The following is a 26,154-nucleotide window of genomic DNA, read 5'->3' as shown; positions in this document are numbered from 1 at the left end:
GTTAAATGTATTATTGTCCACCAAACCCGAGAGTTAACTCAATACCAACAAAGCGAGGTGCTCCTGCAACAAATGTTGGGTTGCCAAATCCTCCTCCAGTATTACCAGCATCAACTAAATACTCCTTATCTAATAAGTTACTGGCAAAAACACTAACGGCCCAATCATCACCACTCTCAATTCCTAAGCGCGCACTGACTAATCCAAGCCCTGGTTGGCTAATATCTAAGCCTGATATTGGCGCATTAGCTGGCTCAAAAAATACTTCAGAGCGGTAGCTATATATTAAAGAGCTCGTTAAATTAAGTGAGTTTGACAATTCTGTTGAATAAAACAGCCCCGTACTAAACGTCCACTCTGGTTGTAATCTAAATTTATTGCCTGCGAGGTTACCGTTATTACTATCATCATCTATTTCAGCATCAAGGTAGGCTGCATTGGCAAATATCTCAAACTCATTATTAATTAACGCCCTTACTTCAGCCTCTGCGCCAACATTAGTGGCAGAGCCCGCATCAGCAGAAAACGCAACGCCTTCATCATCCTGTAATGTAACCTGAAAGTTAGAGTAATCTTGATAAAATACAGCGACAGAGTAATCTAAACGCCCCTCAAGCCCTTTGCCTTTAATACCGGTTTCGTAGTTCCAAATAATTTCTGCTGGAACTTCTGATATAGAGGCTTCAACACTTCCTTGTTCATCGTTAGCCGAACTTACTTCAAGTACTTCCGAACGACGCCCATTTGAAACAGTTGCATACATATTTGTAGTAGGGTTTATTATATAAAGCGCATTAAAACGTGGTAGCCAATCATCATAATCAGCATCACCATAAAATGTTTCACCATTTGTATCTACCGTAAACAATGGCGCTTGTGTTAAAACACTATTGAGTGCAGCAGAGCTATAACCACTGCGCTTTTCTTCTTTTATATAACGAAGACCCGCTGTTAACTCTAATGCCTCAGTTGCAGCATAAGTTACATCAGCAAACGCTGAATACGCTTTGTTTTCACCATAGTTTGTAAACTCTAGTGAATATGGCAACTCGTTTATTGCACCACCTGTTAATGCTGGCGTTAAAAGATTAACGCTACCATCATTATTAATACAAGGAACACCTGAGCCCAATACGCCCAAGCAATTTAAAAATATAGACTCCTCTGTACTAAATGGAACACGCTGGCTACCCTCTTCTTCAAAGTAACTCACACCAAAAATACTAGTAAACTTATTCTGCGTATAAACAGCGCGTAATTCTTGGCTAAATTGATCGCCCTCAGCAGCTTCTGCAAATTCTAAAAACCATGCCTGAGTACCATCAGCATCAAACACTTCTAAAGAGTCAAAATTACGCCCTGCAGTAATTGAAGTGATTGTTAAATCGTTACTTACATCCCAATTTACAGTCAAATTTAAATCGTTAACTGTGCGCTCTACACCTAAGTCTTTTTTTCTAAACACAGACTCTGCATACGGACTACCTGGCATTTCAACAAAGCTATATGGACTTGTATCACCACCGGTTGGTGCATAAAGCCCATTTTTAAAAGATGTACCCGAGTCATCATTTTTTTCATACGTATACACCAAATCAATCGTTAAATCGTCATTAGGTGTAATACGTAAAGACGGACGATAAGAAAAACGCTCAATAGCGTGCATATCATCTTGCTTAAACCCAGCCGGATTTTGGGAGTTACTATCTCCTGCAATATTTTTTATAAACCCATCACGTTCACGATAAGTAAAAGCAACACGGCCTTGCATTAAATCATTTCCACCCGTTACAAAACCACTAACACCTTTGGCGGAGTAATTACCAACGGATGCCTTTAATTGAGCCGAAAAATCTTTTTCTGGTTTACGTGTTGCTACACTAATAGCACCTACAGAAGCTGCTGTTCCAAACAGTGTCGCTTGTGGTCCTTTAACAACTTCAATCCCTTCAACATCAAAAAGCTCAAAGTATGAGCCACGAGAGCGTGATACATCTGCTCCATTATAATAAATAGACACACGAGGTGATGATTGAGACGACCCACTATCAGACGTAATACCACGAATTACAAAGCCCGGGTTGTTAGGGCTTTGCTCTTGAATAACAAGCCCCGGTGTTATTTCAGATAAAGTGTCGAGTTCACCAATACCCAAGCTTTCTAAAAAGTCGCCATCGTAAGCACTTATTGTTACAGGCACATCTTGTATTGATTGCGCACGCTTTTGAGCAACAACCACTATTTCATCAAGTTCTTTATTTATGGTTTGATCTGCAAAACTATTTGTTGATGTAACGCAAATCATCGCCACAGACAATTTAGTAAGTTTAAGAAAAGGCCGTGTTTTTAGTTTATTTTTCATGTTTATCATTGTTCGTCCGATTAATTGTTTTTAGGAATTACCAATAATCTAACGAACTATTACGACTTTTTTACTTCTTATTAATTACGCATTGGTTAAATTGATATTTCAACTTTATGAAAAATAATAAATTATTGTATTCATATAAAAATTATAATATTGAAAAACTCAGCGTACACTTGTACACTAAAATTCATTCAAATAGTGGTAGGATCTGTCATGTCGTTAGAAGCGCCCTATTCTAAAAAAGAAGAACAACTAAACGTAATTAGTCATGCACTTGGTATTGTATTTGCCATATTTGTTATGTGGGATTTATTTAGCCAAGCCACCAGCACTAAAGCGTATGTTAGTACTGCAATTTATGGCAGCAGTCTATTTGTGCTGTTTTTGTCATCCACTTTGTACCACGCCAGTATTCAACCGCGCTTAAGAGCCTTTTATAAAAAGTGCGATCACTGCGCCATATACTTATTAATTGCTGGCACCTACACCCCCTTTTTATTGATCTCATTAACCGGTGCTTGGTCATGGGCAACACTTACATTTATTTGGGCGGTGGCACTGGCGGGCGTTGCGTACAAAGTATTTGTAAAAAACGGTAATAAAAAAGTATCACTCACCACCTACTTGCTCATGGGTTGGTTTGCACTGGCTATAGTGTATCCACTTTATTCTAGTGTTGATGTAAAAGCACTTTACTGGCTACTTGCCGGCGGTATTTTTTATAGTTTAGGCACGTTATTTTACAGCGCTAAAAGCACCCAATTTAGCCACGCAATTTGGCACTTATTTGTTATTGCAGGGTGTGTTTGTCATTATATTTCAATTAGTAATTACGTTTATTAGGCAGGTTAAGTCATTTAAAATGGTCAGGTTTGAGCGAATAGCGGTCATTCAGGTGAGTCGTCATTAACTTAGTAAGAATAAGAGGACACTTTCCTCTTTTTTACATGTTTATATAAGCTACAGAAACTATAATATTTATAGCTGGCAATAGCTTACACTATTTGCTATTAGTATAAGTTCATAAAATAAGGACGTTTTCGCGCTAAAAAAGGGAAAGTGTCCTCTGATAAAGTTGTTATGTGCCAAGGAGAGTCCGGTTGAAAATTCTAGCCTTTGTATTTTCTTTAATTTCCTTCAACTCAATAGCTTGCAGTTGTATGGGGTACGACATTGAAGAAGCTTTTAAAGATTACCCAGTCGTTTTCTCCGGAATTGTCGAAACGATTGACACCATAGAAGTAAAAGAAGATGGCTGGTTTGAGTATTCTACGTTGAAAGCTGTCATTTTAGTCGTGGATACTAGTTATAAAGGCATGACGGCTGAAAGAATCAAAGTTACAACGAGAATGGATTCTGCGGCATGCGGTTTTCCATTCGAAGAAAAAGTTAAATATGTAGTATTTGCTATTCCAGATGAAAATGGACTTCACGTTGGTTCTTGTGGGCCGACCATCCACATGGAAAAACGTGAAGAATACTATGAGTCTGAACGACTAAGAGTAACGCGCTTTTTATCAAAACAAATTGGCACATAACAAGTCGATAAAGTAAAGGACATAAAATCATTGGCTTGGCGCTCGTGCCTCGCTAAAGTATAACCAATAATTTTAAGCCTCTTATCGAGGCGTTAGCTTTAATTCGAAAATCTCTTAAACTTTAGACGGAAAATTATGGAAGTAGTAATAACGGGAAAGCAAATAGCAACGTATTTAGCGATAGGTGTACCTGTACTAGTAGCTATAATCGCTGGTGCATATAAATTCGGGTTGGATGTAAATGCAGCTAACTTGAAGCATAAAGAAGATTTGGTTAAGGAGTATGAACGCTCCTCTCAACTTGATGCTCCAGGGTTAGTGTCGTCACTTAACCAGTCAGCTGAAGCTCTAGTTTTAACAAGCAATGAAAGAAAGGCATTTGATACTGCGAGAAATAGAGTAGATGAATACGCAGCTAAGTTCGGTAACTATGAAGCGAACTTAGCTGAAAGCAGGGAAAAAATAACACGCCTAACAGAAAGGTTGGCTCAGAATGAAGCCCAGCATGAAATTAAACTTACAAAGCTCAAATCAGAACTTGAATCATATTTGGCTACCTCTTCAACTTTAATTGCTGAAAAAGGAACTGCAACCGAACTTATTCCTAATCATAAAATGTTAGGAGTTCAATCTGTTTATGATAATAGAGCGGTATTAAATTTCGAAGGACGTGACATATTTCTTGATGTAGGGGAAAGTTACTCAATAGAAACTAATACAACCGCCTGTATTTTTTGGCTCACCAAAGTATTCCCCAAAGATGAAAGGGTTGAAATCAAGTTAGTCGTGAGTGATAGGTAAAGCTAACAAAGCCTTAAAGCCGGATTCTGTAACAGTTGGCTCGGTTCCGCTTCGCTTCACATATTAGCCAACTGTTACTCACCGCTTAAGGCGGCGTTACCACCGTCCGCTTATGGCACTCTCCAGCCACTCGACAACGTGAAATGTTGATAATAATTGGCAAGGTATTTTACTGTGTCGGATGGCATGGCGAAGCCACTTATCCGACCTACGTCAAAAGGTAGATTGCTTAAGCCGAAGGCGCCACTCAACAGAGTATCGATTCACGCCTTGAAGGCCAGCTATGGCAATTACCTGCCCATAATAGTTATATCACTCCCACCGGCACTCGCGCATATTCACTTTGTCGTTTTTAAACAGCACGCCTTCTGATAATAACTTTTCGCGTTGTTCTTGGTATTTTTCGCTACCTGCAGGGAATGATATTTTACCTTGGCTATTCACTACCCTGTGCCAAGGTATAACCGAGTCGTTTGGCATCATTTTTAATAAGCGCCCCACTAACCGTGAGTTTTGAGGGTAACCCGCAAGAGCTGCAACTTGCCCGTAGCTTGCCACTTTACCTATTGGTATACCTGCGATAACAGTATAAATAAGTGTTTCTTTATCAATATCAGCGTTCATTTAAATACGCCTCACTAAGTACTTTAAATTGCTCCCAAATAGTACGCGCTACAGGGCCGTGGTGTACTGCATGTTGCCTAAAAGCTCTAATTTGTGCACTAAACTTATGCTCACGGTCAGTTATGTGTATTTCTTGAAGTGAGCCTGCTTTTATTTCAGGAGCACAGTGTTCTAGGCTCATCATTGCCCAACCTGCGCCTGAGAGTAAAAACGATTTTAGGGTAGATACATCATCAATTTTCATCATGGCGGAGCCTTTTGAGTACGATAGCCTGTCACTGTCGATACTCAAGTCACTTTCAAACATGGCTAAACACGGATACGTTTGTAGTTCGCTATAGGTTAGCTTTTGAGGAAGTACGCCTTTAGCGCTCACAATACCAATATCGAGCCTGCCTATGGGTACGCTTTCTAAATCGCCTGTCGCATGAAATAAATCAAACCACGGGCCAATACCTAATTCGGCTTGCCCACTATTTACTTGCTCTAACGAAATAAAGCGCTTCCCGCTTGTTAAGCTAAATTCGGTGCTGGTAAACAACCTAAAAGTATTACTTATGATCTCGTTGTAACTCTGCGTATGGCAAAGTTGTTCGTAACAAATTCTAAATTGGGGTTCATTACCGAGTGCCAATTCTTTAGCAAGCTGTGCTAGCTCGTCGTTGGCATGCAAAAGTTGCTGCGCCTCGCGGTGAAAAATACGCCCTTTTTCAGTAAGCTGTAATCGGTATTTACTTCTGTCTAGTAACTCAAACCCTATTTTTTCTTCTAAGTTTTTAATAGCGAGTGTAAGCGCGGGCTGCGTTTTATGTAGCTTTAGTGCTGCCCCGCTTAAGCTTGCGCTTTGCACTATGGCATCTAAAATTATTAATTGATTCAGCTTCATATAGCACTCTGCAACATTATAAGTAAAACTTATTGAGTTTCTAAAATTTAATGATTTTTATTTTATATGTTTGCAGCGTATGCTGCACTTAATTATTTTGCCATCATTGCAACGGAGAAGACATGAAACTCTTTCGTCTATGTTTTTTAACTACGACTTTACTAAGCTTAATAGCCTGTTCTGAGCCAGAACAACAAGTTAAAGAAGAGCCCATTCGCCCTGTTAAATTATTCAACATAGGTCATGATTCTCAAACTAACATTCGCAGCTTTCCTGCTGAAGTTGTTGCAAACCAAGGCTCTTACCTTGCTTTTAGGGTAAACGGCGAACTTATTAAGTTTCCTGTGCTTGCTGGTGAACACGTTGAAAAAGGTGATTTATTAGCAAAACTGGACCCAGAAGATTTTCAGTTGCAGTTTGACGAGCGCAAAGCGCGTTTTGAATTGGCAAAATCACAACTTGGCCGCATTGAGCAATTGTTTGAGAAAAAAATCACCAGCCAATCAGAATTAGATCAAGCCACTGCTAATATGCAAATTGCTGAATCTGCATTTAAAATTGCACAAACAAACCTTGAGTACAGCGAGCTACGCGCGCCATTTTCAGGCACAGTTGCAAAAGTATTTGTTAAAAACTTTGAAAACATTCAAGCCAAACAAAATATATTACGTTTAGAAACACGCGATTTAATGGATGTAGAAATCCAGGTTCCTGAAAAAATTGTCGCTCGTTTTCAAAAAGGCACTGATTACCACCCTACTGTAAAATTCGATGGCTTTGACGATAAACAGTACACACTTGATATTAAAGAGTGGGATACCCAAGCAGACCCTGCAACACTTACCTATAAAGTTGTGTTTTCGCTACCAGTACCTGAGGACTTTAATTTACTAGCGGGTATGACGGGTAGTGTATTTATTGATTTAAGTAAAGTAACTCGCTCGCAAGTGTCTTACACAATACTGCCAATTGAATCAGTGTTTTCTGAACCTCAAGAATCTATTAAAGATAATGCCTACGTGTGGCTTTTTGATTCAGAAACTAGCCAAGTACATAAACAAGCAGTAAAAATTGGCCAGCTACACCGCGATGGTATTGAGGTGTTAAGTGGTATTAAAGAAGGCCAAATTGTTGTTTCTGCCGGTGTGCATTCACTAAAAGAAGGCATGAAAGTAAGAGCATGGAATAAAGAGCGAGGCTTATAATTATGAGCTTTGCACAACTCTCCATAGAGAAAAAAGTAATCAGTTGGATGTTTACGCTGCTGCTATTAATTGGCGGTACCGTGTCGTATTTTGACTTAGGGCAACTAGAAGACCCTGAGTTTACGCTTAAAAAAGCCATGGTTATTACCATGTACCCTGGCGCGTCGCCGCAACAAGTAGAGGAAGAAGTAACTTTTCCTCTAGAAAACGCGATTCAGCAATTACCTTATGTTGATTACGTGACCTCTATTTCATCTAACGGTAAGTCGCAAATTTCGGTAGAGATGAAAAGCACTTATCGAAAAGAGCAACTTCGCCAAATTTGGGATGAAATGCGTCGTAAAATTAACGACCTCTCCCCTTCGCTTCCCAGCGGCGTTTACCCAAGCACTATTTTAGATGACTTTGCCGATGTTTACGGTGTTATGTATTCGGTAACCGGTGATGGCTACTCATATGACGAGCTTAAAGACTATGTCGACTTTTTAAAGCGCGAGCTAGTCTTGGTTAAAGGCGTAAGTAAAGTAACGGTTGCAGGTGAGCAGCAACCGCAAGTAATGGTTGAAGTCTCAACGCGTAAATTAGCTCAATTAGGCATTGCACCCAGTCATATATTTCAGTTACTGCAATCGCAAAATACGGTATCTAACGCGGGTAAAATTCGCGTGGGCGATGAGTCAATTCGCTTGCACCCTACTGGCGAATTTAAAGATGTAAAAGAGCTCGAAACGCTATTAATTTCAAAACCTGGTGCAAGTGAGCTTATTTATTTAGGCGACGTAGCAAAGGTTTACAGAGAGTACGCAGAAGTACCTAACAATGTTATTCGTTATAATTCTCAGCAAGCTTTGCTTATTGGCGTGTCGTTTATGTCAGGAGTTAACGTGGTAGATGTGGGTAAACACATTGACGATCACTTAGCTTCACTTGAGTATCAACGCCCTCATGGTATTGACATAAATTCGGTATACAACCAACCACAAGAGGTTCAAAAATCGGTTGATGGTTTTATTATCAGCTTACTTGAAGCTATTGCGATTGTTATTGTAGTACTGCTGCTATTTATGGGTTTAAAAAGCGGTGTTTTAATTGGTGGTATTTTACTGCTTACTGTACTGGGTACGTTTATATTTATGAAATTGTTTGCTATCGACTTGCAACGCATATCGCTTGGAGCACTTATTATTGCCCTAGGGATGCTGGTTGATAACGCAATAGTTGTAACCGAAGGGATACTAATAAACCTTAAACGTGGGCAAACAAAACTCAAAGCGGCGGTTAATATTGTTGAGCAAACAAAATGGCCCTTACTAGGTGCAACAGTCATTGCAGTCACTGCCTTTGCGCCAATTGGATTAAGCTCTGATGCCAGTGGTGAATTTGCCGGTAGCTTGTTTTGGGTGTTGTTTATTTCGCTTTTATTAAGTTGGATAACAGCCATTACGCTAACGCCATTTTTTGCCAATTTAATGTTCAAAGAAAACGAGTTTAAAAACGAAGAAGGCCAAGAAGATGAAGACCCATATAAAGGTTTTATTTTTAATGGTTACAAAGCGATTTTAGATTTAGCGCTGCACTTTAGAAAAACCACGCTTATATTAATGGTTGTTTTACTGTGTACTGCGGTTGTTGGTTTTGGCTCTGTTAAACAGTCGTTTTTTCCTGCCTCTAATACACCTATGTTTTATGTAGATTACTGGCAAGAGCAAGGATCTGATATTCGCTCAACCCTAGAGGGCGTTAAAAAACTTGAAGAGTTTTTGCAAAAAGAAGACCTTGTTGAAGAAGTAACAAGTACAACAGGCCAAGGCGCGCCACGCTTTATGCTTACCTACGCACCAGAAAAATCATACCCCGCGTACGGGCAATTAATTATTCGTGTAGCCAACAGAGAAGCCGTAGCGACTGTAATGCAAACTGTACGTGATTACTCAAATAATCATGCACTCTCTGCACAGCTTAAAATTAAGCCAATGGAAATTGGTCCTTCTACTGATGCAAAAATAGAAGCCCGTTTTTCAGGCCCTGATCCTGTTATTTTAAGACAATTGGCTGCTAAAGCTGAAGAACTTATTGGTAACGACGATGGCGCGTACAATATTCGTGATGACTGGCGTGCTCGTACTAAAATGATTCGCCCGCAGTTTAACGAGCAAAAGGCACGCCGCTTAGGTATTAGTAAATCTGACTTAGACAATGTATTACTAACAAGTTTATCGGGTAAACAAGTAGGCGTATATCGCGATGGCACGCAGTTGCTGCCTATTATTGCACGTTCTCCTGCTAACGAGCGCTTAAACGTAGAAAGTGTTCATGACCTTCAAATATACAGCCCGGTACTTGGTGTATTTGTACCAGTAACCCAAGTTGTAGACGAATTTGATGTGCAGTGGGAAGACAGCCTAATAATGCGCCGCGATCGCAAACGTACAATTACGATTATGGCCGATCACGATGTATTAGGGGATGAAACCCCTGCCAAACTATTTGCACGTATTCGCGGACCAATAGAAAATATGGAATTACCGCGCGGTTACGAACTAGAATGGGGCGGCGAGTTTGAATCTTCAAGCAAAGCTCAAAAAGCAATATTTGGCTCATTACCACTGGGTTACTTAGCGATGTTTGCAGTAACCGTATTACTTTTTAACTCGCTTAAGCAACCACTTGTGATTTGGGCAACGGTTCCGTTAGCTATTATCGGTGTAAGCGCGGGCTTGTTAGCTATGAATGCGCCGTTTAGTTTTATGGGACTACTTGGTTTATTAAGCTTAAGCGGTATGCTTATTAAAAACGGTATTGTATTAGTTGATCAAATAAATCTCGAATTGAGTGAAGGTAAATCGCCTTATGAAGCCGTGTTTGACTCTGGTGTGAGCCGTGTACGCCCAGTTGCTATGGCGGCTATAACTACTATTTTAGGTATGATCCCGCTGTTATTTGACGTGTTCTTCCAGTCAATGGCGGTAACAATTATGTTTGGTTTGGGCTTTGCTACAATTTTAACTCTAATTGTAGTGCCAGTACTTTACACGGTTATATTTAGAATTGATTACGAACCGCGTAAGTAGTTAAACATATAATCGGTTAACATTAAAAAATGCCACTGGCTCAAAGTCAGTGGCATTTTTATTTAATACAGATGAAAAAAAGGCTACATATTTAAACGTTAGTAAATTAGCCGCAACACTTTTTGTTTTGTTATCGCTACCACACAGCGCATTACACTTTAGTGCAAATCCATTATTGTTATTTAACCATTATGTTGGACGTGCCTAACCTAAAATTTGGTTGATTGGTTTAATACCAATCCACAATAATACTTAATCATATTGCGGGGCTAAATGTGTCGCGACCTTCGTAAAAATTATTATTTAGAGCAATTAAATATTGAAATTTTGCCTTATTATCGACACAGTTTTCTGACCTGTAAATAGCTCACTTAATTAAGCCAATTATTATAATACCACTTTACCGCACATTATTTTTTTAAGCTAAGGGTACGCCCCGAGCTAGGTTTTGACTGTGATGACTTGTTATCTTTAATACTTTTTGGCTTGCCAACATACGTGGTAGAACGTTTTTGATAAGGTGCTTTACTGCGCTCATTTTTGCGCTCGCCATTAGCATTACTACGCCCAGAGTTACGATTTGAATTTCGCTCAGTACTACGCTCGCCACTTTGCTCGCCTTTATTAAAACGGCGAGGATTTTCACCCTGAAAATCACGTTTCTTGGGAGCCGACGACGTATTATTTTCTGATTGTTTATTAGCATCAAGCGAATGTTCTTGGGTTTTTCCTGAGTCAGAAATCGATTCGTTTATTTGCGCCATTTCAATATCAGACAAATGACGCCACTGCCCTACCTTTAAACCTTTTAGTGTTACGTTCATTATACGAGTGCGCTTTAACGTCACCACTTCGTAACCTAAATATTCACACATACGGCGAATTTGACGGTTTAAACCCTGAGTAAGAACAATTTTAAATTCTTGAGGAGCCGTTTGGGTAACTTTACACTTTTTAGTAACAGTATCTAAAATTGGGATGCCGTTTGCCATTTTGGTCACAAATTGGCGGTTTAGCGGTTTATCAACCGTGACCACATATTCTTTTTCGTGGTTATTACCTGCGCGCAAAATTTTATTTACAATATCGCCCTCATTGGTTAAAAAGATTAACCCTTCTGAAGGTCTATCTAATCGCCCAATAGGGAAAATACGAGTTGGATAATTAACTGCTTTAACTATGTTACTTTGAATTTTACTCTCGGTGGTACACGTAATACCAACTGGTTTATTATAAGCAATATATACACGCTTTGGTTTTGCGCGAAGAGGATTACCATCAATTAAGACGGTATCAGTATCTGCTACTTTTACGCCCATTTCTGGCATATTACCGTTAACCGTAACACGACCCTGCTCAATATATTTATCGGCTTCGCGACGTGAGCAAAACCCGGTTTCACTAATAAATTTATTTAAACGTTTTAATTCGGTCATGGCACTTAACAGTCTTAATTTTAAAGGCGACTAGTGTAAACCACACACACTTATTTTTCCCCTCTAATTTAATATAAATAGGTGTTTAGGCACTAATTTTTAATTGAGTGAGCTTACGCCATATAAATTCAAGCGGGCCTTGGTTAAAATAGCGGCTGTATAGCGCTGTAAATAACAGTTGCACAATAACCAAGGCGGTTGCTACTAACCAATAATCTATACGATTAAAACTTAATACCCACTGCGGAAATAAAACTTTATAAAGCATTAATTGCATTATGGTTTGGCTTATATATAGAGTGAATGCTAATCGCCCTGCTTGTTGAATAAGCGTGCCAACATGTCCCCTGTTATTGCAAAATTTAACAATGATGTGAATATAAAGCACCGCTACAAAAAGCGCTGCAAATGTATTTACTAATTCTTGAGTAGCTATACTCAAACCATCATTTCCCTGAGGTATTAAAAGCCTTAAGCTTGTAAAAACAAACGCCCCACTAACGCATACAAATAACTGCTGCGAAGTAAGCCCTTTAGTAAACACATCCAATTTATATAAGCACATGCCAATGAGCATAATGCCAGAAAACATCAAAAAAGCTAAAAATGGAACCGCTACAACTGCAATCATATTGTAACCTAAGTTACTGATAAAATAGTCCTTATAGTGCGGACTATATAAATCTATAAATGTTTGAGAGTCCCGGTGCATATTCTCATCAGGCAAGTTCATTAAAAACAAAAAGGTCACTGCGCAAGCTAATAACATAAATATAATGCCTCTTTTTAAAAGCATATTATTATTGCTATCTACAAATTTAAGCACCCACCAACCGCATACCCCGTAAACAAATAAAATATCGCCAGCCCAAAGTAAAAAACCATGTGCTAAACCAAAAATAATGAGCCAATACAGTCTCGCTTTTATAGGGATAGTTGATTTGTAGCGCTGCCACTGAATAAATAGCCCAGCACCAAAAAGAAGGCTGAACAGCGTTCTAAAGCGCCCATCAATAAAAATACTACTAAGGGTTTGAATAATAGCATCGCTAAAAGGTGGATTAGCTAATGGTGTATAGATATATTCCCCTAATCCAAAAGCATAACCGTTCATGTAAACAAGGCAAAGCACTGCAATACCGCGTATAAAATCCATATTATAATTGCGCATAACTGAGGTTTAACTTCCTTTAACTCTTATTTTTATAATTATCAGCCCAATCAACAGCTTGTTGATATAAGTTAGGTAATACTTTGCTATCGAGGTTAATTAATATTACAGCTTGCTCAAGCGCCCACCAGCTTCCAGTTTCGTACGCTTTAACCACATTCAAAATATAATAAAGGGTGTTTTTTTCATTTAAAAGCGCGGCTTTTATTTCATCTGGAAAGGGTAACTTTTCAATTAAAAAACTCATTGGTTGATCGAGTATTGCATCAAGCAATGAAAATAACCCTGTTAGAAATGCTTCCCCGACCTGTGGTTTAGCTATTTTTTTAGCAATTAACTCACAAAATCGAGCCCTTACAACACACAATTGCATAAGTTCTGCAGGTTTTTTATCTGCGGTATGAGCGGTAACAATAAGACTGACAAACTTTTTAAGGCGTTCATGCCCAAGATAAACCAAAGCTTGTTTAAGTGACGGTATATTGTTTTGAATTGGGAAAACACCACTGTTTATTAATCTCAACAACTTATAAGCTAATGCAGCATCTAACTCAAACAAACCTACGATCACTTTTAGATCAGGGTTTTGCTTCATTATTTCTGTATAAATAGCGACAACTAAGCCATAGTTGTAATCAATGTCAGTTTGTTTGATCATTGTTGGTCTTGCAAAGAAGTAGCCTTGAAAATAATCAAACCCCATTTCATAAGCTAACTTAAAATCTTCTTTTGTTTCGAGCTTTTCTGCAAGTAGTTTAATTTTTTTATATTTCTGTAATTTTTGTATGATCGGTATTATTTCACTAAGCGGTGTAATGGTAATATCAAACTTAACCAGCTTCACTAACTTTAAAAATCGATCCCACTGAGGCTTATAAACAAAATCATCAAGCGCTAATTTATAATTATTGTGAAATAACTCTCGACAAAGTTCGTAGTTAGCATCATTCGGCTCTATAGTTTCTAATAATTCGATAACAACATCTTGGCAAGGTAGGAATGCGCATAGATCAAGTTTTAAAGACTCAGGACCAATATTTATAAGCGCTTTTTTTCCGGAAGTAATATGGCGTGTACCAAGATTTAATTGATTTTCCATAATAAGGCGAGCAGTTGCTTTACCCTCGGCAATTCCAGGAAAATAATTTTTTGGACTATCTCTAAATAACAACTCGTAGGCGACTACGTTTTGGTGACGATTAAATATTGCTTGCCTTGCAACAAATACAGACACATTCCCTGCTTATAAAAATTTATTAGAGTGTATGTAATTAATAACGCAAATAGGGAATGATGTCACTTCGCTGCGATGAAATAATTGTAATCTAATTATATAAACTCGTTATATATTCCGTTGCAACGTGTGTCCACGAAAAACGAGCCCCCTTAGCATTCGTAATTATTTTTTGCCATTCTTCAGGATTTTCTTTTTGAAGCGTTAGTGTTTCATGCAAACTTGCTAATAATGTATTTGCTTGCTCATTTAAAGAGTCTCCGCTAAAACTAAAGCCATTTTCATGGTGTTTTACAGTATCTTTTAAACCGCCAACACTGTGCACTAAACAAGGTTGCCCTGCGCGCATTGCTAGCATTTGGCTAATACCACAAGGTTCAAACGAGCTTGGCATTAAAAATAAATCACCTAGTTGATACATTAAATCGCCAACACCTTGACCATAGCCCTTTAAAAATAAAAGGTTGGAATTATGCGCCATTGCTTTTGTAAATATGCTTTCGAGTTCTTTGTCACCCGAGCCTAAAATAATAAGTCTGCCGTTATGTTCACTAATAACTTGGCACACTTTATCAATAGCTAAAGCCCCATTAAGTTGCTGGCACAATAACAACACTTTTTGCTCAGTAAGCCTGCCAACGTTTGTGACTAATGGACCATTATTGGCCGTTGCTTTAAATTGCTGTAGTCGTTGATGGGCAATATAGTAGCCGCTCTGTAACTGCTCATTATTTGCCATCCAACCAAGCAAAGTACTCTCAGCTTGGCTATAAAAATCGGCGAGAGTTGCACCTTCCAGGGTGTTACTTGGATATTCGCAGCCGTTTAAAATACCAACAAGCTTACCTTGGCTTGCTGCATTTTGCAGGTCGTGCTCAAGCCCTTCGCCACCAAAAAAACCATGTTCGTAATTACTAGGTTCGAGGACCTCTTGGCTGTAAGTTGGCGATACAACATGTATTTTATCGCACAGATTTATTGCACTGCGCATAGGATTAAAACAATGAGGGTAACGCGGGTCGCATAGTTGCTGGCCATTATAACTAAGTGATGGAAACCACGTCTCTAAGCTTGAGCCATCGTGTTTGAAAGGTCTTATCCCTTGCAGTGCAATATTATGTACTGTGTAGGCAATGGGTAAGGTGTTAAGTGAGCTATAACGTGGCTCAAACTTAAGTAAAACTGCTACGCAGGCACTGTGCCAATCATGTAAATGCAGTGCTGTAGGGCGCTTTAATACATCTTGTAATAACGCTTCGCAGACGGCTGCGTTAAATAAAGCAAATTTAGTCGCATCCGTTGAAAAAGGCCTCCCCGGTGCATCATTACAATATACACTGCCTGATTCACTAAATAACGGGTGGCTAATAACAATTTGGCTTACATTATTTTCGGCTTGTTGTACTTTGAAAATGGTTAATACATGGGGTTGAGCATTAAATGCAACGGTTACTTCACCTACATAAATACGCTCAAGCGGCTCAAACCCATAATCAGGTATAACAACATCAACCGTTATACCTTGCTTTGCAAGTGCCTTCGGTGCATCGCGTACCACATCTGCCACACCGCCGACTTTTGCGCCTGGTAACGCGTCATTTTCTGCTGCAACCATTAATACATGCATTAATTTACTATTTCCTTTGGACCTGTGTGAGCTTGCCTACAAATGAGTAAGCTATGTTGTCATGCTAATCTAACTTATTGTTACGCTAGTTTTTTATTTTCACGCGCTTGGCGCTCTAACTTTTTTGCAAGCTCGGTGAGCATATCACGTGTAACAAGAACGATGCCTTTTTTAGATACCCTAAAGCCGTTTTCTTCATCTGTTCTTTTGTCAAAACCTATTTCAAGACCTGCCGGTATTTCACAGCTTCTATCTATTATTGCGCGTTTTATTTTACAACCTCGGTTTATAACCGCACCAGGCAAAATAACCGACTGCTCAATGGTACAAAATGAGCGAACGTGGACATTAGAAAACAACAGGGATTTCCTAACCGTAGAGCCCGAAATAATACACCCACCCGAGACTGTTGAATCTAAAGCCATACCACGCCTGTCATCGTCATCGAAAATAAATTTAGCAGGTGGTAGTTGCTCTTGATAAGTCCATATGGGCCACGTTGGATCGTATAAATCAAGTTGTGGTTCAGGCATTACTAGTTCCATATTAGCCTCCCAGAACGAATCAAGCGTACCTACATCGCGCCAATAAGGTTGCCCTTCTTGATTTGGATCTCTAAATGGGAAAGCAAATACATTATGCTCTTCTATAATCGCTGGAATAATGTCGTGACCAAAGTCGCGGCCTGACCCTTCATTTTCGGCGTCTTTTTTAAGTTGCTCGAATAAAAACTCAGTATTAAATACGTAGTTACCCATTGAGGCTAAACAGGTGCCCGGTTTACCTGGTACAGAGCTAGGTATTGCGGGTTTTTCGTCAAAACGACATACTCGGCTTTCTTTATCAACAGTCATTACACCAAATGTGTCTGCGGCTTCTTCAACAGGTACCTCTATACAACATACTGTCATATCAGCTTCATTTTCAACATGCTTAGCTAAAAGTGCACCGTAATCCATGCGATATACATGATCTCCAGATAAAATCATCACATATTTAGGCAGCTCATGACGAATAATATCTATATTTTGAAAAACAGCGTCTGCGGTTCCACAGTACCAATCATCTCCTTGGCGCTGTGAGGCGGGTAGTATTTCAACCGACTCACCTAGTTCTTTTTTAAAGTGGCCCCAAGCTCGGTTTACATGACGTATTAATGAATGCGACTTATATTGCGTGGCAATACCAACACGTCTTACACCTGAGTTAATGCAGTTCGAAAGTGGAAAATCGATAATTCTATGTTTACCACCAAAATAAACAGCCGGCTTTGCTCGCCAATCGGTTAGCTCATGCAGACGAGAACCACGCCCCCCTGCCAGTATTAATGCGTAAGTTTCTCGGGTTAAGCTACTTATGTAGCGATTTTCATAATTAGGCATAATACTCTCTCCATTTAGTCTAGGCTGTTAGTGGCATCGCTTTTAGTTGTCGTTAAGTCTGTTTCACTAATATTGAGGGGTTTTAAATGCCAAATATCTTCACTGTATTGGCTTATGGTTCTATCACTTGAAAACATTCCACTGGCTGATGTATTTAAAATACTCATTTGTGTCCAGTAGGTTTGATCTGCGTAAGCTTTATCAACCTCTTTTTGAGCTGCTACGTAACTTTCAAAATCGTGCGCAACAAGCCATGGATCGTGTGGGCTCTTAATTGCATTTGTTATGTCGTCAAATAAGCATGGTTCAAACAAGTTAAAATGACCGCTTTCGAGCAGTTGCATTACGTTACTTAAATCGCTATTTTGCGATATTAAATGCTCTGGATTATAACGCGATTTAATGTCCTCAATTTCATGCGCTTGTGCGCCAAACAAAAAGAACTTATCAGCGCCAACAGCATCTCTTATTTCAATATTCGCGCCATCTAACGTGCCTATCGTCAATGCACCATTCATCATAAACTTCATGTTGCCAGTACCAGACGCTTCTTTACCTGCTGTAGATATTTGCTCCGATAAATCGGTTGCAGGACAAATAACCTCCATTGCGGTTACGTTGTAGTTTGGCAAAAATGCGACGCGTAAATATGGTGCAGCTTGAGGGTCTTTATTTATAACCTCTGCCACGTTATTAATAAGCTTAATAATTTTTTTAGCCATGTAATAACCCGGTGCTGCTTTACCACCTAATAGGACACAACGAGGAACAAGCCCTTGGGTATCTCCGCGGCGAATACGGTCATATAAATGAATCACATGAAGTATGTTTAATAGCTGGCGCTTGTATTCATGGATACGTTTTACTTGTACGTCAAACATCATTGATACGTCAAAATCAACATCGCAGCGCGTCTTAACTAAATCAACTAAACGCTGTTTGTTTTCGCGTTTAGCATTTTGCCATTGTTTATGAAATACTTTGTCGTCATAAAAACGTCGTAGGTCGCTAATTTTTGAAAAGTTTTTAACCCAATCATGACCAATTTTTTCGCTGATTAATTCACTTAGAACAGGATTGCAATGCGCAAGCCATCGACGAGGCGTTACACCATTTGTTTTGTTATTAAACTTATCTGGCCAAAGTGTGTAAAATTCTTTAAACAATCCCGCTTTTAACAGTTCAGTATGCAGTGCTGCTACGCCATTTACAGAATAGCTACCTACAATAGCTAAGTAAGCCATACGAATTTGCGGCTCATCGCCCTCTTCAATCAGTGACAATGCGCGTTGCTTTTCAACATCTCCCGGCCACTGCTGTGCAACTTGTGCTAAAAAGCGTGCGTTAATTTCATACACTATTTCTAAGATTCGAGGTAATAGCTTTTCAAACAACGAAACAGACCACTTTTCAAGCGCTTCAGGAAGTAATGTATGATTAGTGTATGCCATTGTTTTGGTTGTAATTTGCCAAGCATCATCCCAATCAAGTTCATAGTCATCAATTAATATTCTCATCAGCTCTGCAACAGCAATACTTGGGTGCGTATCGTTTAACTGAAAAACATGAAAATCAGCAAAGTCACTAAAACTCTCGCCATGTTGGGAAACCCATTGGTCTAATACGTCTTGAATACTCGCAGATGATAAAAAGTATTGTTGGCGTAACCTAAGCTCCTTACCATTTTCGCTGCTGTCGTTTGGATAGAGCACCATGGTAATTTGTTCAGCTAGATTTTTTTGTGCTACCGCTTCTGAATAACTGCCGGCATTAAATTCGGTTAAGTTAAATTCGTCGGTCGCTTCTGATTTCCATAACCGTAATGTATTTACGGTATTGTTTTTATAACCTGGGACAGGTACATCATAAGGTACTGCTAATACATCATGTGAACTAATCCATTGACGGTGCACACGGCAAAATTTATCTGTATAACTTTGTACGTAGCCGCCAAATTTCACACGCTTTGCATGCTCTGGTGCGCTTATCTCCCATGGGTGACCTTCACGTAACCAGTTATCTGGCTGTTCAATTTGGTTACCATTTTTAATTGATTGATTAAACATGCCGTATTCGTAGCGCAGGCCATAACCAATAACAGGTAATGCTAAACTAGCACAGCTATCTAAAAAGCAGGCTGCAAGGCGCCCTAGTCCACCATTTCCTAGGCCAGCGTCGTGCTCGGCGTCTTCAATTGCTTCTATTGTTGTACAGTACTCTTGTAGTGCTGAGCTTACTTGTTCATCTAAATCTAGATTTAAAACAGCATTACCTAGCGCACGTCCCATCAAAAACTCAAGAGAAAGATAAGCCGTTTTGCGACGTTTTTCTTGCTTAATTTGTTGATTCGTTTCTCTACAGCGGGCCACGAGTCTGTCGCGAATAGTAAGCGCTAATGCGTGATACAGGTAATGCTGCGATTCACCAACCTTATCTCGACCGAGGGTATAATAAAAATGCCGCGTTAAGTCATCTTTAAGCGTACTTTCATCAATAATAGGACCTTCTTGCCAGCCCTTTACAATACATATTTGCTCACTTTGTTTAGCCATGACCTGCATCCTCTGAATTAGCACTAAAAACCCAACTACTTTGTGCTGAAATTTCAACCATCGCATCTTCATTACTACTCACAGATGCATTATTTACACTTGATAAAACCATTTGCCACGACGCATTAATTGGCGAGGGTGGCATTTGGCAAAAAATTGTTTTTTTAGTGGCATTAAATACAACTAATAATGCATGATTATTTTGTTTATCAAGTAAGCTATACATTAAAAATTGTCTGCTATCTTCATGCCAATGAGCATCAGTCATGGTTTTACCTTGTTCGGTAAACCACTTAACAGTAAAACGCTCATCTATATCATCTAAAAATACACTGTGTTTAAACGCACTGTGTGCACGCCTAATTTTTAATGCATCATCAATAAATCGTGTTAACGGATGATTTAGTTGAGAGTCTTTCCACGCAAGCCAACTAGTTCGATTATTTTGGCAATAAGCGTTGTTATTCCCCCCTTGCGAGTGCGCCATTTCACTGCCTGCAGCAATCATAGGAACACCTTTTGAGAGAATTAAAGTAAGTAAAAAGTTCTTTTGTTGCTGTAAGCGCAGTGCGTTTATTTTTGAGTCACTGGTAAAGCCTTCGACCCCACAGTTGAAGGAATGGTTTGCACTGTGCCCATCTCTGTTTTGCTCACCATTAGCCTCATTATGTTTTTCTTCATAACTCACTAAATCAGCAAGTGTGAAACCGTCATGACTCGTTATAAAGTTAATACTATTGAGCGGCCCTCGTTGGCTATGCTCAAAAATATCAAATGAGCCATGCAAACGTTTTGCTACATTGGCAATAATACCTGTATCACCTTTCCAAAAACGCTTTATTACATCACGGTATTGATCATTCCATTCTCGCCATGGCGGCGGAAATGCACCAAGCTGATAGCCACCAGGGCCTATATCCCAAGGCTCACTTATTAACTTAACTTTATTAAGCACAGGGTCTTGGGCAACTACTTGTAAAAAAGTATGTGCGGAGCTAAAGCCTGATTTTGAACGGCCTAAAATGGTCGCTAAATCAAACCTAAAACCATCAACGCCCATTATTTCAACCCAATAACGAAGGCTATCTAGTACAAGTTGCAGTGTTTTAGGATGATCAATATTTATAGTATTCCCACAGCCGGTATCGTTTATATATACGTCAGGCTGGCCATCTACTGTTCGGTAATAGGCTAAGTTGTCAAAGCCTCTAAGCGATAGTATAGGGCCATCCGCCCCCGCTTCAGCTGTATGGTTATAAACAACATCTAATATGACTTCTATATCTGCAGCATGGAACTCTTGCACCATTTTCTTAAACTCATTTATATCATCGTTTACTAAATAATCTTTATGAGGGGTAAAAAAGTTAAGTGTGTTGTAGCCCCAATAATTTTGCAGCCCTTTTGCTGTTAAAAATTGCTCACTAATAAATGAATGAACAGGCAAAAGCTCAATCGCTGTAACACCAAAACTTTGTAAGTGCTCGATAAAATTAGGGTGACTTAACCCTAAAAACTTTCCCTGTAGAGATTTAGGGATTTTAGGGTGACGACACGTTGTACCCTTAACGTGGCACTCATAAATAACAGTGTTTGACCAACGGTGGTTAGGCTTTTTTTGCGCATACAGCTTAGGATCCGCTACTTTTGACTTTGGTATATCAATCGCATTATTTACAGTGCTTTTAGTACCAATTGGCATTTGCCCGTAATGGCGTTCACTCCAAGTAAACTCTCCAAACAAGTCTTTTGCATATGGGTCTATCAACAGCTTATTTTCGTTAAACAGTTGACCTCTTTTAGGGTTATATTCTCCCTCAACTCTAAACCCATAAAGTGCGCCGGTGTTTAACGGCGAAATATGAATACTCCAAATACCACCTTCGTTGATATTCATCGCCATCTTTAGTATTTCTGAATGGCCACTTTTATCAAACAGACATACATAAGCTTGGCTTGCCCCTGGCGCATAAAGCGCGAAGTTAACCCCATTACCAATAACACTAGAGCCAAGCGGTTCTACATTACCGTGGGCTACATCAAATCGGTTACTCATCATCAACCTTTTGTAAATAAATAGTAGTTAAGCCACCAATGGCAATTGGAATACTGTGTTTAAAACCATGGTTTGATTCGTTGATTGCCTGAACTATCTTCGATGAATTTTTAGTTACCTCAACGCCAGAGCCAAAAAACTGAGTATCATCTGTATTTAAAATAACCTTGTAACGCCCTTTACTCGGTACGCCAATAACGTAGTTTTCATATGATGCGGGGGTAAAATTAGCAATAACAACCACAAAGTTTTTTGCATTTTTAGCATAGCGAACAAAACTCAAAATGCTCTGCTGATTATTATTGTTATCAATCCAGGTAAAACCAGCCGCGCTCGAATCTAGCTCATACAACGCAGGTTGGTTTTTATAAACCGTATTTAGTGTTTTTACCGTTTGCTTTATACCATTATGACTTTGATGCTCAAGTAAATGCCAATCGATTGAATGATCGTGCCCCCACTCTTTTCGCTGTGCAATTTCACCGCCCATAAATAAGAGTTTTTTACCCGGGTGCGCCCACATAAATGCGTAATAAGCGCGTAAATTTGCAAATTTCTGCCAATCATCGCCTGGCATTTTTTCAATTAATGAGCCTTTACCATGTACCACCTCATCGTGGCTTAATGGCAAGATATAGTTTTCGCTAAACGCGTATACCATAGAAAAAGTCATTTCGTGATGATGATGCTGACGATAAAGCGGGTCGTGCTGCATGTAATGTAAACTATCGTTCATCCAACCCATATTCCACTTATAACCAAAGCCTAAACCGTTGTGATCAACACTTTGGGTGACACCCGGCCATGCTGTTGACTCTTCAGCCACCATCATAATGCCTGGGTTGTTTTTATAGCTGCGCATATTGACTTGCTTTAGGCACTCAATTGCACCTAAGTTCTCGCGCCCGCCGTAACAATTAGCAACCCACTCGCCTTCTTTTCGGCTGTAATCTAAATACAACATAGAAGCTACGGCATCTACACGCAGACCATCTAAACCAAATTGATTTAGCCAATACATAGCATTGGATATTAAAAAGCTTTTAACTTCAGGACGGTCGTAGTTATAAATGTAGGTATTCCAATCAGGATGAAACCCTTGGCGCTTATCGGCATGCTCATATAAATGGGTACCATCGAATCGATGTAAGCCATGCGGATCACTTGGAAAATGCCCTGGTACCCAATCAAGTAAAATACCTAAATTAGCTTTGTAGCACTGCTCTACAAAGTATTTAAAGCTGTTGTAGTCGCCAAAGCGGCTGGTAGGTGAAAATAATCCAACAGGCTGATACCCCCACGAACCATCAAACGGGTATTCACTTATTGGCATAAGTTGCAGGTGAGTAAAATTCATTTCAAGGGCGTAGCTAACGAGTTTGTCGGCAAGCTCTGTGTAACTTAAATAGCGGTTGTTTTCAGCGCGTTGCCATGAGCCTAAATGCACTTCATAAATACTAATTGGCGCATCAATATGGTTACGCTTTTGCCTGTTCTTAAGTGCCTGTTCGCTAAGCTTTATGGGTTCTGGTTTATACTGCAGTACGCTTGCAGTACCCGGTGCTTGTTGCATTTTAAATGCATAGGGGTCGGCTTTTTCAAGTACCTCTCCACTTTGCGCGGTAATTGCAAATTTGTAGCACATGTCGGCTTTAAGGTCTGGTACAAATAATTCCCATACACCACTTGCAGGATGAAAGCGCATAAAGTGGCGATTCGCTTGCCAAAAATTAAACTCACCAATAATAGAGACACTTGCAGCATTAGGCGCCCACACACAAAAACGCACACCGTCTACGTTTTGTTGAGTACTAAAATGTGCACCAAAATGCGAGTAAGCATGTTCAAGGCTGCCCTCGTTAAATAAATACATTGCCTCTTCATCAAGCGTACTTTCGAAGCTGTATTCATCATAAAAGGTAACGCTGCTATCTGTGTACTGAGCAATACATTGGTATGGCGAAGTGGGCAAAGCATCTACTTTGGCTATAAATAAGTCACTTTGTTGGTAGCGCTGCGCCTTAATAGTTTTATTATTTAATGTCACACTCACGCTTATTGCACAAGGTAGATAAAAACGAATTTCAACTTCGGCATTCGTTTTATGTGCCCCTAAAAAGCTAAATGGGTCTTTAAATCGCCCTGTATTTAATGCGTGTACTTGTGCATCGTAACTATTTTCATTAGTTGTACTGCTCATTTAACCTTTCCTTATTGAATCGATAGCAGCTAAAAGTGAGGCATTTTTGGTAAAAATTTCTTCACTTGTATGCGTTAATACACGTCGCCAATTAGGATATTCTTTATCTGTCCCGGGGATATTAACCGGATACTTCTGCTCATCTAAGTCATCTATTTGTATTGCAAATAAACGCGATTGAGAGCCTGCTAAACACAATGCAAGTGCGCTATAAACGGTCACAGCTTCACTATGTAATAAAAGCTTAGTTGTATTGCCATGGTGATTAATAAAACGTAGTAACCTTTGTTGCTCTTCTATTCGCTGTTGCTTTAGTTGCTCGTATTCATTGCAAGTTATAAGTTTATATTTTTGCTTAATATCTAAATCAGCATGTTGCCACCAGCCTGTAAATGGAGGGACATCGTGATTGGCTATCATTAACAAACAATGTGTTGCCAGCTCATCTACCGATAAAAACTCTCCACTGTATTGTTTTTCAAAATAAAATAAGCTGTTAGAAAAAATACCGCTAGATGCCAAAGCTTCCCTTACTTCTGGCGGTACAACGCCTAAATCTTCTCCAATAACAATACTTTGATTAACATGCGATTCAATTTTTAAGATGGCAAGTAAATGCTCAAACGGGTAATAAACATAACAGCCGTCTTGTTCGCCATTGTTTTCAAAGCACCACCATAAACGTCTAATTGCCATAACATGGTCAATTCGAAGTCCACCTACGTTTTGCATGTTTGCGCGGATGAGCGAGCGGTAAAATTGGTAATGATTATTACTAAGACTTTGGGGGTTGAGGGCTGGGAGGCCCCAATTTTGACCAGCTTCGGCCCATGGATCGGGTGGAGCGCCTACACTTGCGCCCTGACTAAACAACGATTGCTGATTTTTAAATTCAGCCCCATCGCCAGCACAACCAACAGCTAAGTCGTTTATTAAGCCAATAGCCATGCCTCTCTCTACGCAACTTTTTTGACACATTACCAGTTGCATATGCGCTTGCCATTGCAGGTAATAAGCAAATGTTAGGTTATCTGATTCGAGGGTATTTAACGTAGTAGAATGAGTATTACAAAAATCAGTAAACGCTTGGCGACGTTCATTACTTGCCGTTAATTCAAACTGATTATACAGCGCTTCAAATAACGCATACTTTATACGGCTTACATTTTCATAATCTATAAACTGATCATTACTTTTAATAAGTGCAGTGACATCATCTTGCTGCATAATAGCGTCAAGATGTTCGTTATTTATTGCGTCTTCGCTTAGTACAATAGAAATATAAAGAGGATTTAATAAAGCGCGACTATTAGGGCTATAAGGACTAGCTCGCTCTGGCATATCAGCATATAACAAGTGCAGTGGATTAAGTAATATATAATCCATGTTTTGGGAGCTGCATAATTTTGTAAGCGCTAATAAATCGTCAAAGTCGCCAATACCCAAATTCGCTCTATTTTTTAATGTGTAAAGCTGAATAGATAATCCAGTGCGCTTTGTGTCTTCAACTTGAAAGACTTGCTCAGGCACGCACCAAATTTGTGTAATAGCCTGCGGCTCACCTACCTGAACATTAGCGTCATGATAGCCAATTGGCATATTATCTATGGGTAATGCAAGCTCAATATAGCGCACGCCGTGCAAGTAGTATTCACCAGTGACAGCCAAGTTATAAAGATTATCAAATGCTATATGCATTCCAAGTGAAGGGACATTAATGTTAGCGGCTAAATATTGCTGACGTTCATCTATACGAAGCTTTAACAAACATGCACTTTGCTCAACTAGACTCACACTAGGTACTAAATCTAGCCAAAGCGATGCATCTAAATCATAAGTTAGTTGTGCTATTTCGGCTTCATTATTTGTATCAACATCACAACATTGCAAAGCACGTTTACGCGTTTCTTCGCTAAAAAATACCTGTTCACCTGTATACTTAGTGAATTCAAAGCCAATACCATGCAGGTAAAACAACTGCGAAAGAGCATCCATTGAATCGC

General features: G+C 39.4%; 17 protein-coding genes. 5 read left to right on the top strand and 12 right to left on the bottom strand.

Annotated features, from left to right (window positions below; translation table 11 throughout):
* Nucleotides 1-10: 10 nt before the first annotated feature.
* Nucleotides 11-2,362 (bottom strand): TonB-dependent receptor, encoded by a 2,352-nt coding sequence (locus tag V6260_RS03260; RefSeq protein ID WP_341592655.1) that lies wholly within the window; start codon nucleotides 2,360-2,362, stop codon nucleotides 11-13.
* A gap of 219 nt (nucleotides 2,363-2,581) precedes the next feature.
* On the opposite strand from V6260_RS03260, the gene trhA reads away from it, so the two are divergent.
* The 3 genes from trhA to V6260_RS03245 all read left to right on the top strand — a co-directional run bounded on the left by trhA (nucleotide 2,582) and on the right by V6260_RS03245 (nucleotide 4,707).
* Nucleotides 2,582-3,211, top strand: a complete 630-nt coding sequence (trhA, locus tag V6260_RS03255; protein ID WP_341592654.1) for a PAQR family membrane homeostasis protein TrhA — start codon at nucleotides 2,582-2,584, stop codon at nucleotides 3,209-3,211.
* Between the two features lie 257 nt (nucleotides 3,212-3,468).
* Nucleotides 3,469-3,906: a hypothetical protein gene (locus V6260_RS03250; RefSeq protein ID WP_341592653.1), complete on the top strand. Its 438-nt coding sequence runs from the start codon at nucleotides 3,469-3,471 to the stop codon at nucleotides 3,904-3,906.
* Nucleotides 3,907-4,041: 135 nt separating this feature from the next.
* On the top strand, nucleotides 4,042-4,707 hold the full coding sequence (locus tag V6260_RS03245) for a hypothetical protein (RefSeq protein WP_341592652.1): 666 nt from the start codon (nucleotides 4,042-4,044) through the stop codon (nucleotides 4,705-4,707).
* A gap of 312 nt (nucleotides 4,708-5,019) precedes the next feature.
* Here the strand turns inward: V6260_RS03245 and V6260_RS03240 are convergent, their stop codons facing one another.
* Together V6260_RS03240 and V6260_RS03235 are read right to left on the bottom strand one after the other, a co-directional pair.
* A complete protein-coding gene (locus tag V6260_RS03240; RefSeq protein ID WP_024609175.1) occupies nucleotides 5,020-5,331 on the bottom strand; it encodes an MGMT family protein in 312 nt (103 codons plus the stop codon).
* Nucleotides 5,321-6,217 (bottom strand): LysR family transcriptional regulator, encoded by an 897-nt coding sequence (locus V6260_RS03235; RefSeq protein ID WP_182675412.1) that lies wholly within the window; start codon nucleotides 6,215-6,217, stop codon nucleotides 5,321-5,323. Before V6260_RS03235 ends, V6260_RS03240 begins: the two co-directional genes overlap by 11 nt.
* 122 nt (nucleotides 6,218-6,339) lie before the next feature.
* On the opposite strand from V6260_RS03235, the gene V6260_RS03230 reads away from it, so the two are divergent.
* Together V6260_RS03230 and V6260_RS03225 are read left to right on the top strand one after the other, a co-directional pair.
* Complete coding sequence (locus V6260_RS03230) at nucleotides 6,340-7,422, top strand: efflux RND transporter periplasmic adaptor subunit (protein WP_272450661.1); 1,083 nt, start codon at nucleotides 6,340-6,342, stop codon at nucleotides 7,420-7,422.
* 2 nt (nucleotides 7,423-7,424) lie between these two features.
* Nucleotides 7,425-10,493, top strand: coding sequence for an efflux RND transporter permease subunit (locus V6260_RS03225; RefSeq protein WP_341592651.1), 3,069 nt, complete (start codon nucleotides 7,425-7,427; stop codon nucleotides 10,491-10,493).
* Between the two features lie 410 nt (nucleotides 10,494-10,903).
* Here the strand turns inward: V6260_RS03225 and rluF are convergent, their stop codons facing one another.
* The 9 genes from rluF to malQ all read right to left on the bottom strand — a co-directional run bounded on the left by rluF (nucleotide 10,904) and on the right by malQ (nucleotide 26,146).
* Entirely contained in the window at nucleotides 10,904-11,929 is a 1,026-nt protein-coding gene (rluF, locus tag V6260_RS03220; RefSeq protein WP_341592650.1) for a 23S rRNA pseudouridine(2604) synthase RluF, read from the bottom strand.
* Nucleotides 11,930-12,014: 85 nt separating this feature from the next.
* On the bottom strand, nucleotides 12,015-13,085 hold the full coding sequence (locus V6260_RS03215) for a DUF418 domain-containing protein (RefSeq protein WP_341592649.1): 1,071 nt from the start codon (nucleotides 13,083-13,085) through the stop codon (nucleotides 12,015-12,017).
* Nucleotides 13,086-13,119: 34 nt separating this feature from the next.
* Nucleotides 13,120-14,334 carry an EAL and HDOD domain-containing protein gene (locus V6260_RS03210; protein ID WP_341592648.1) on the bottom strand — a complete coding sequence of 405 codons (1,215 nt, stop codon included), beginning with the start codon at nucleotides 14,332-14,334 and terminating at the stop codon, nucleotides 13,120-13,122.
* 91 nt (nucleotides 14,335-14,425) lie between these two features.
* Complete coding sequence (locus tag V6260_RS03205) at nucleotides 14,426-15,961, bottom strand: glycogen/starch synthase (protein ID WP_341592647.1); 1,536 nt, start codon at nucleotides 15,959-15,961, stop codon at nucleotides 14,426-14,428.
* Between the two features lie 80 nt (nucleotides 15,962-16,041).
* Entirely contained in the window at nucleotides 16,042-17,343 is a 1,302-nt protein-coding gene (glgC, locus tag V6260_RS03200; RefSeq protein WP_341592646.1) for a glucose-1-phosphate adenylyltransferase, read from the bottom strand.
* A 14-nt stretch (nucleotides 17,344-17,357) separates the two neighbouring features.
* On the bottom strand, nucleotides 17,358-19,895 hold the full coding sequence (locus V6260_RS03195) for a glycogen/starch/alpha-glucan phosphorylase (protein WP_341592645.1): 2,538 nt from the start codon (nucleotides 19,893-19,895) through the stop codon (nucleotides 17,358-17,360).
* A complete protein-coding gene (glgX, locus tag V6260_RS03190) occupies nucleotides 19,888-21,951 on the bottom strand; it encodes a glycogen debranching protein GlgX (RefSeq protein WP_341592644.1) in 2,064 nt (687 codons plus the stop codon). The genes V6260_RS03195 and glgX overlap by 8 nt, the downstream gene beginning before the upstream one ends.
* A complete protein-coding gene (glgB, locus tag V6260_RS03185; RefSeq protein WP_341592643.1) occupies nucleotides 21,944-24,151 on the bottom strand; it encodes a 1,4-alpha-glucan branching protein GlgB in 2,208 nt (735 codons plus the stop codon). The genes glgX and glgB overlap by 8 nt, the downstream gene beginning before the upstream one ends.
* Nucleotides 24,152-26,146, bottom strand: a complete 1,995-nt coding sequence (gene malQ / locus V6260_RS03180; RefSeq protein WP_341592642.1) for a 4-alpha-glucanotransferase — start codon at nucleotides 26,144-26,146, stop codon at nucleotides 24,152-24,154.
* Nucleotides 26,147-26,154: the final 8 nt, after the last annotated feature.

Origin of the sequence: Pseudoalteromonas aliena (assembly GCF_038155085.1) — a bacterium.
GTDB lineage: Bacteria > Pseudomonadota > Gammaproteobacteria > Enterobacterales > Alteromonadaceae > Pseudoalteromonas > Pseudoalteromonas aliena_A.
Note: the sequence above shows the minus strand (reverse complement) of the source record. Positions and strands in the feature narration are given on the sequence as shown.

Bases quoted from the DNA above. Each gene is read 5' to 3' on its own strand.
- V6260_RS03260 (WP_341592655.1), bottom strand. From the start codon at position 2,362: ATGAAAAATAAACTAAAAACACGGCCTTTTCTTAAACTTACTAAATTG.
- trhA (WP_341592654.1), top strand. From the start codon at position 2,582: ATGTCGTTAGAAGCGCCCTATTCTAAAAAAGAAGAACAACTAAACGTA.
- V6260_RS03245 (WP_341592652.1), top strand. From the start codon at position 4,042: ATGGAAGTAGTAATAACGGGAAAGCAAATAGCAACGTATTTAGCGATA.
- V6260_RS03240 (WP_024609175.1), bottom strand. From the start codon at position 5,331: ATGAACGCTGATATTGATAAAGAAACACTTATTTATACTGTTATCGCA.
- V6260_RS03235 (WP_182675412.1), bottom strand. From the start codon at position 6,217: ATGAAGCTGAATCAATTAATAATTTTAGATGCCATAGTGCAAAGCGCA.
- V6260_RS03230 (WP_272450661.1), top strand. From the start codon at position 6,340: ATGAAACTCTTTCGTCTATGTTTTTTAACTACGACTTTACTAAGCTTA.
- V6260_RS03225 (WP_341592651.1), top strand. From the start codon at position 7,425: ATGAGCTTTGCACAACTCTCCATAGAGAAAAAAGTAATCAGTTGGATG.
- rluF (WP_341592650.1), bottom strand. From the start codon at position 11,929: ATGACCGAATTAAAACGTTTAAATAAATTTATTAGTGAAACCGGGTTT.
- V6260_RS03215 (WP_341592649.1), bottom strand. From the start codon at position 13,085: ATGGATTTTATACGCGGTATTGCAGTGCTTTGCCTTGTTTACATGAAC.
- V6260_RS03205 (WP_341592647.1), bottom strand. From the start codon at position 15,961: ATGCATGTATTAATGGTTGCAGCAGAAAATGACGCGTTACCAGGCGCA.
- glgC (WP_341592646.1), bottom strand. From the start codon at position 17,343: ATGCCTAATTATGAAAATCGCTACATAAGTAGCTTAACCCGAGAAACT.
- V6260_RS03195 (WP_341592645.1), bottom strand. From the start codon at position 19,895: ATGGCTAAACAAAGTGAGCAAATATGTATTGTAAAGGGCTGGCAAGAA.
- glgX (WP_341592644.1), bottom strand. From the start codon at position 21,951: ATGAGTAACCGATTTGATGTAGCCCACGGTAATGTAGAACCGCTTGGC.
- glgB (WP_341592643.1), bottom strand. From the start codon at position 24,151: ATGAGCAGTACAACTAATGAAAATAGTTACGATGCACAAGTACACGCA.
- malQ (WP_341592642.1), bottom strand. From the start codon at position 26,146: ATGGATGCTCTTTCGCAGTTGTTTTACCTGCATGGTATTGGCTTTGAA.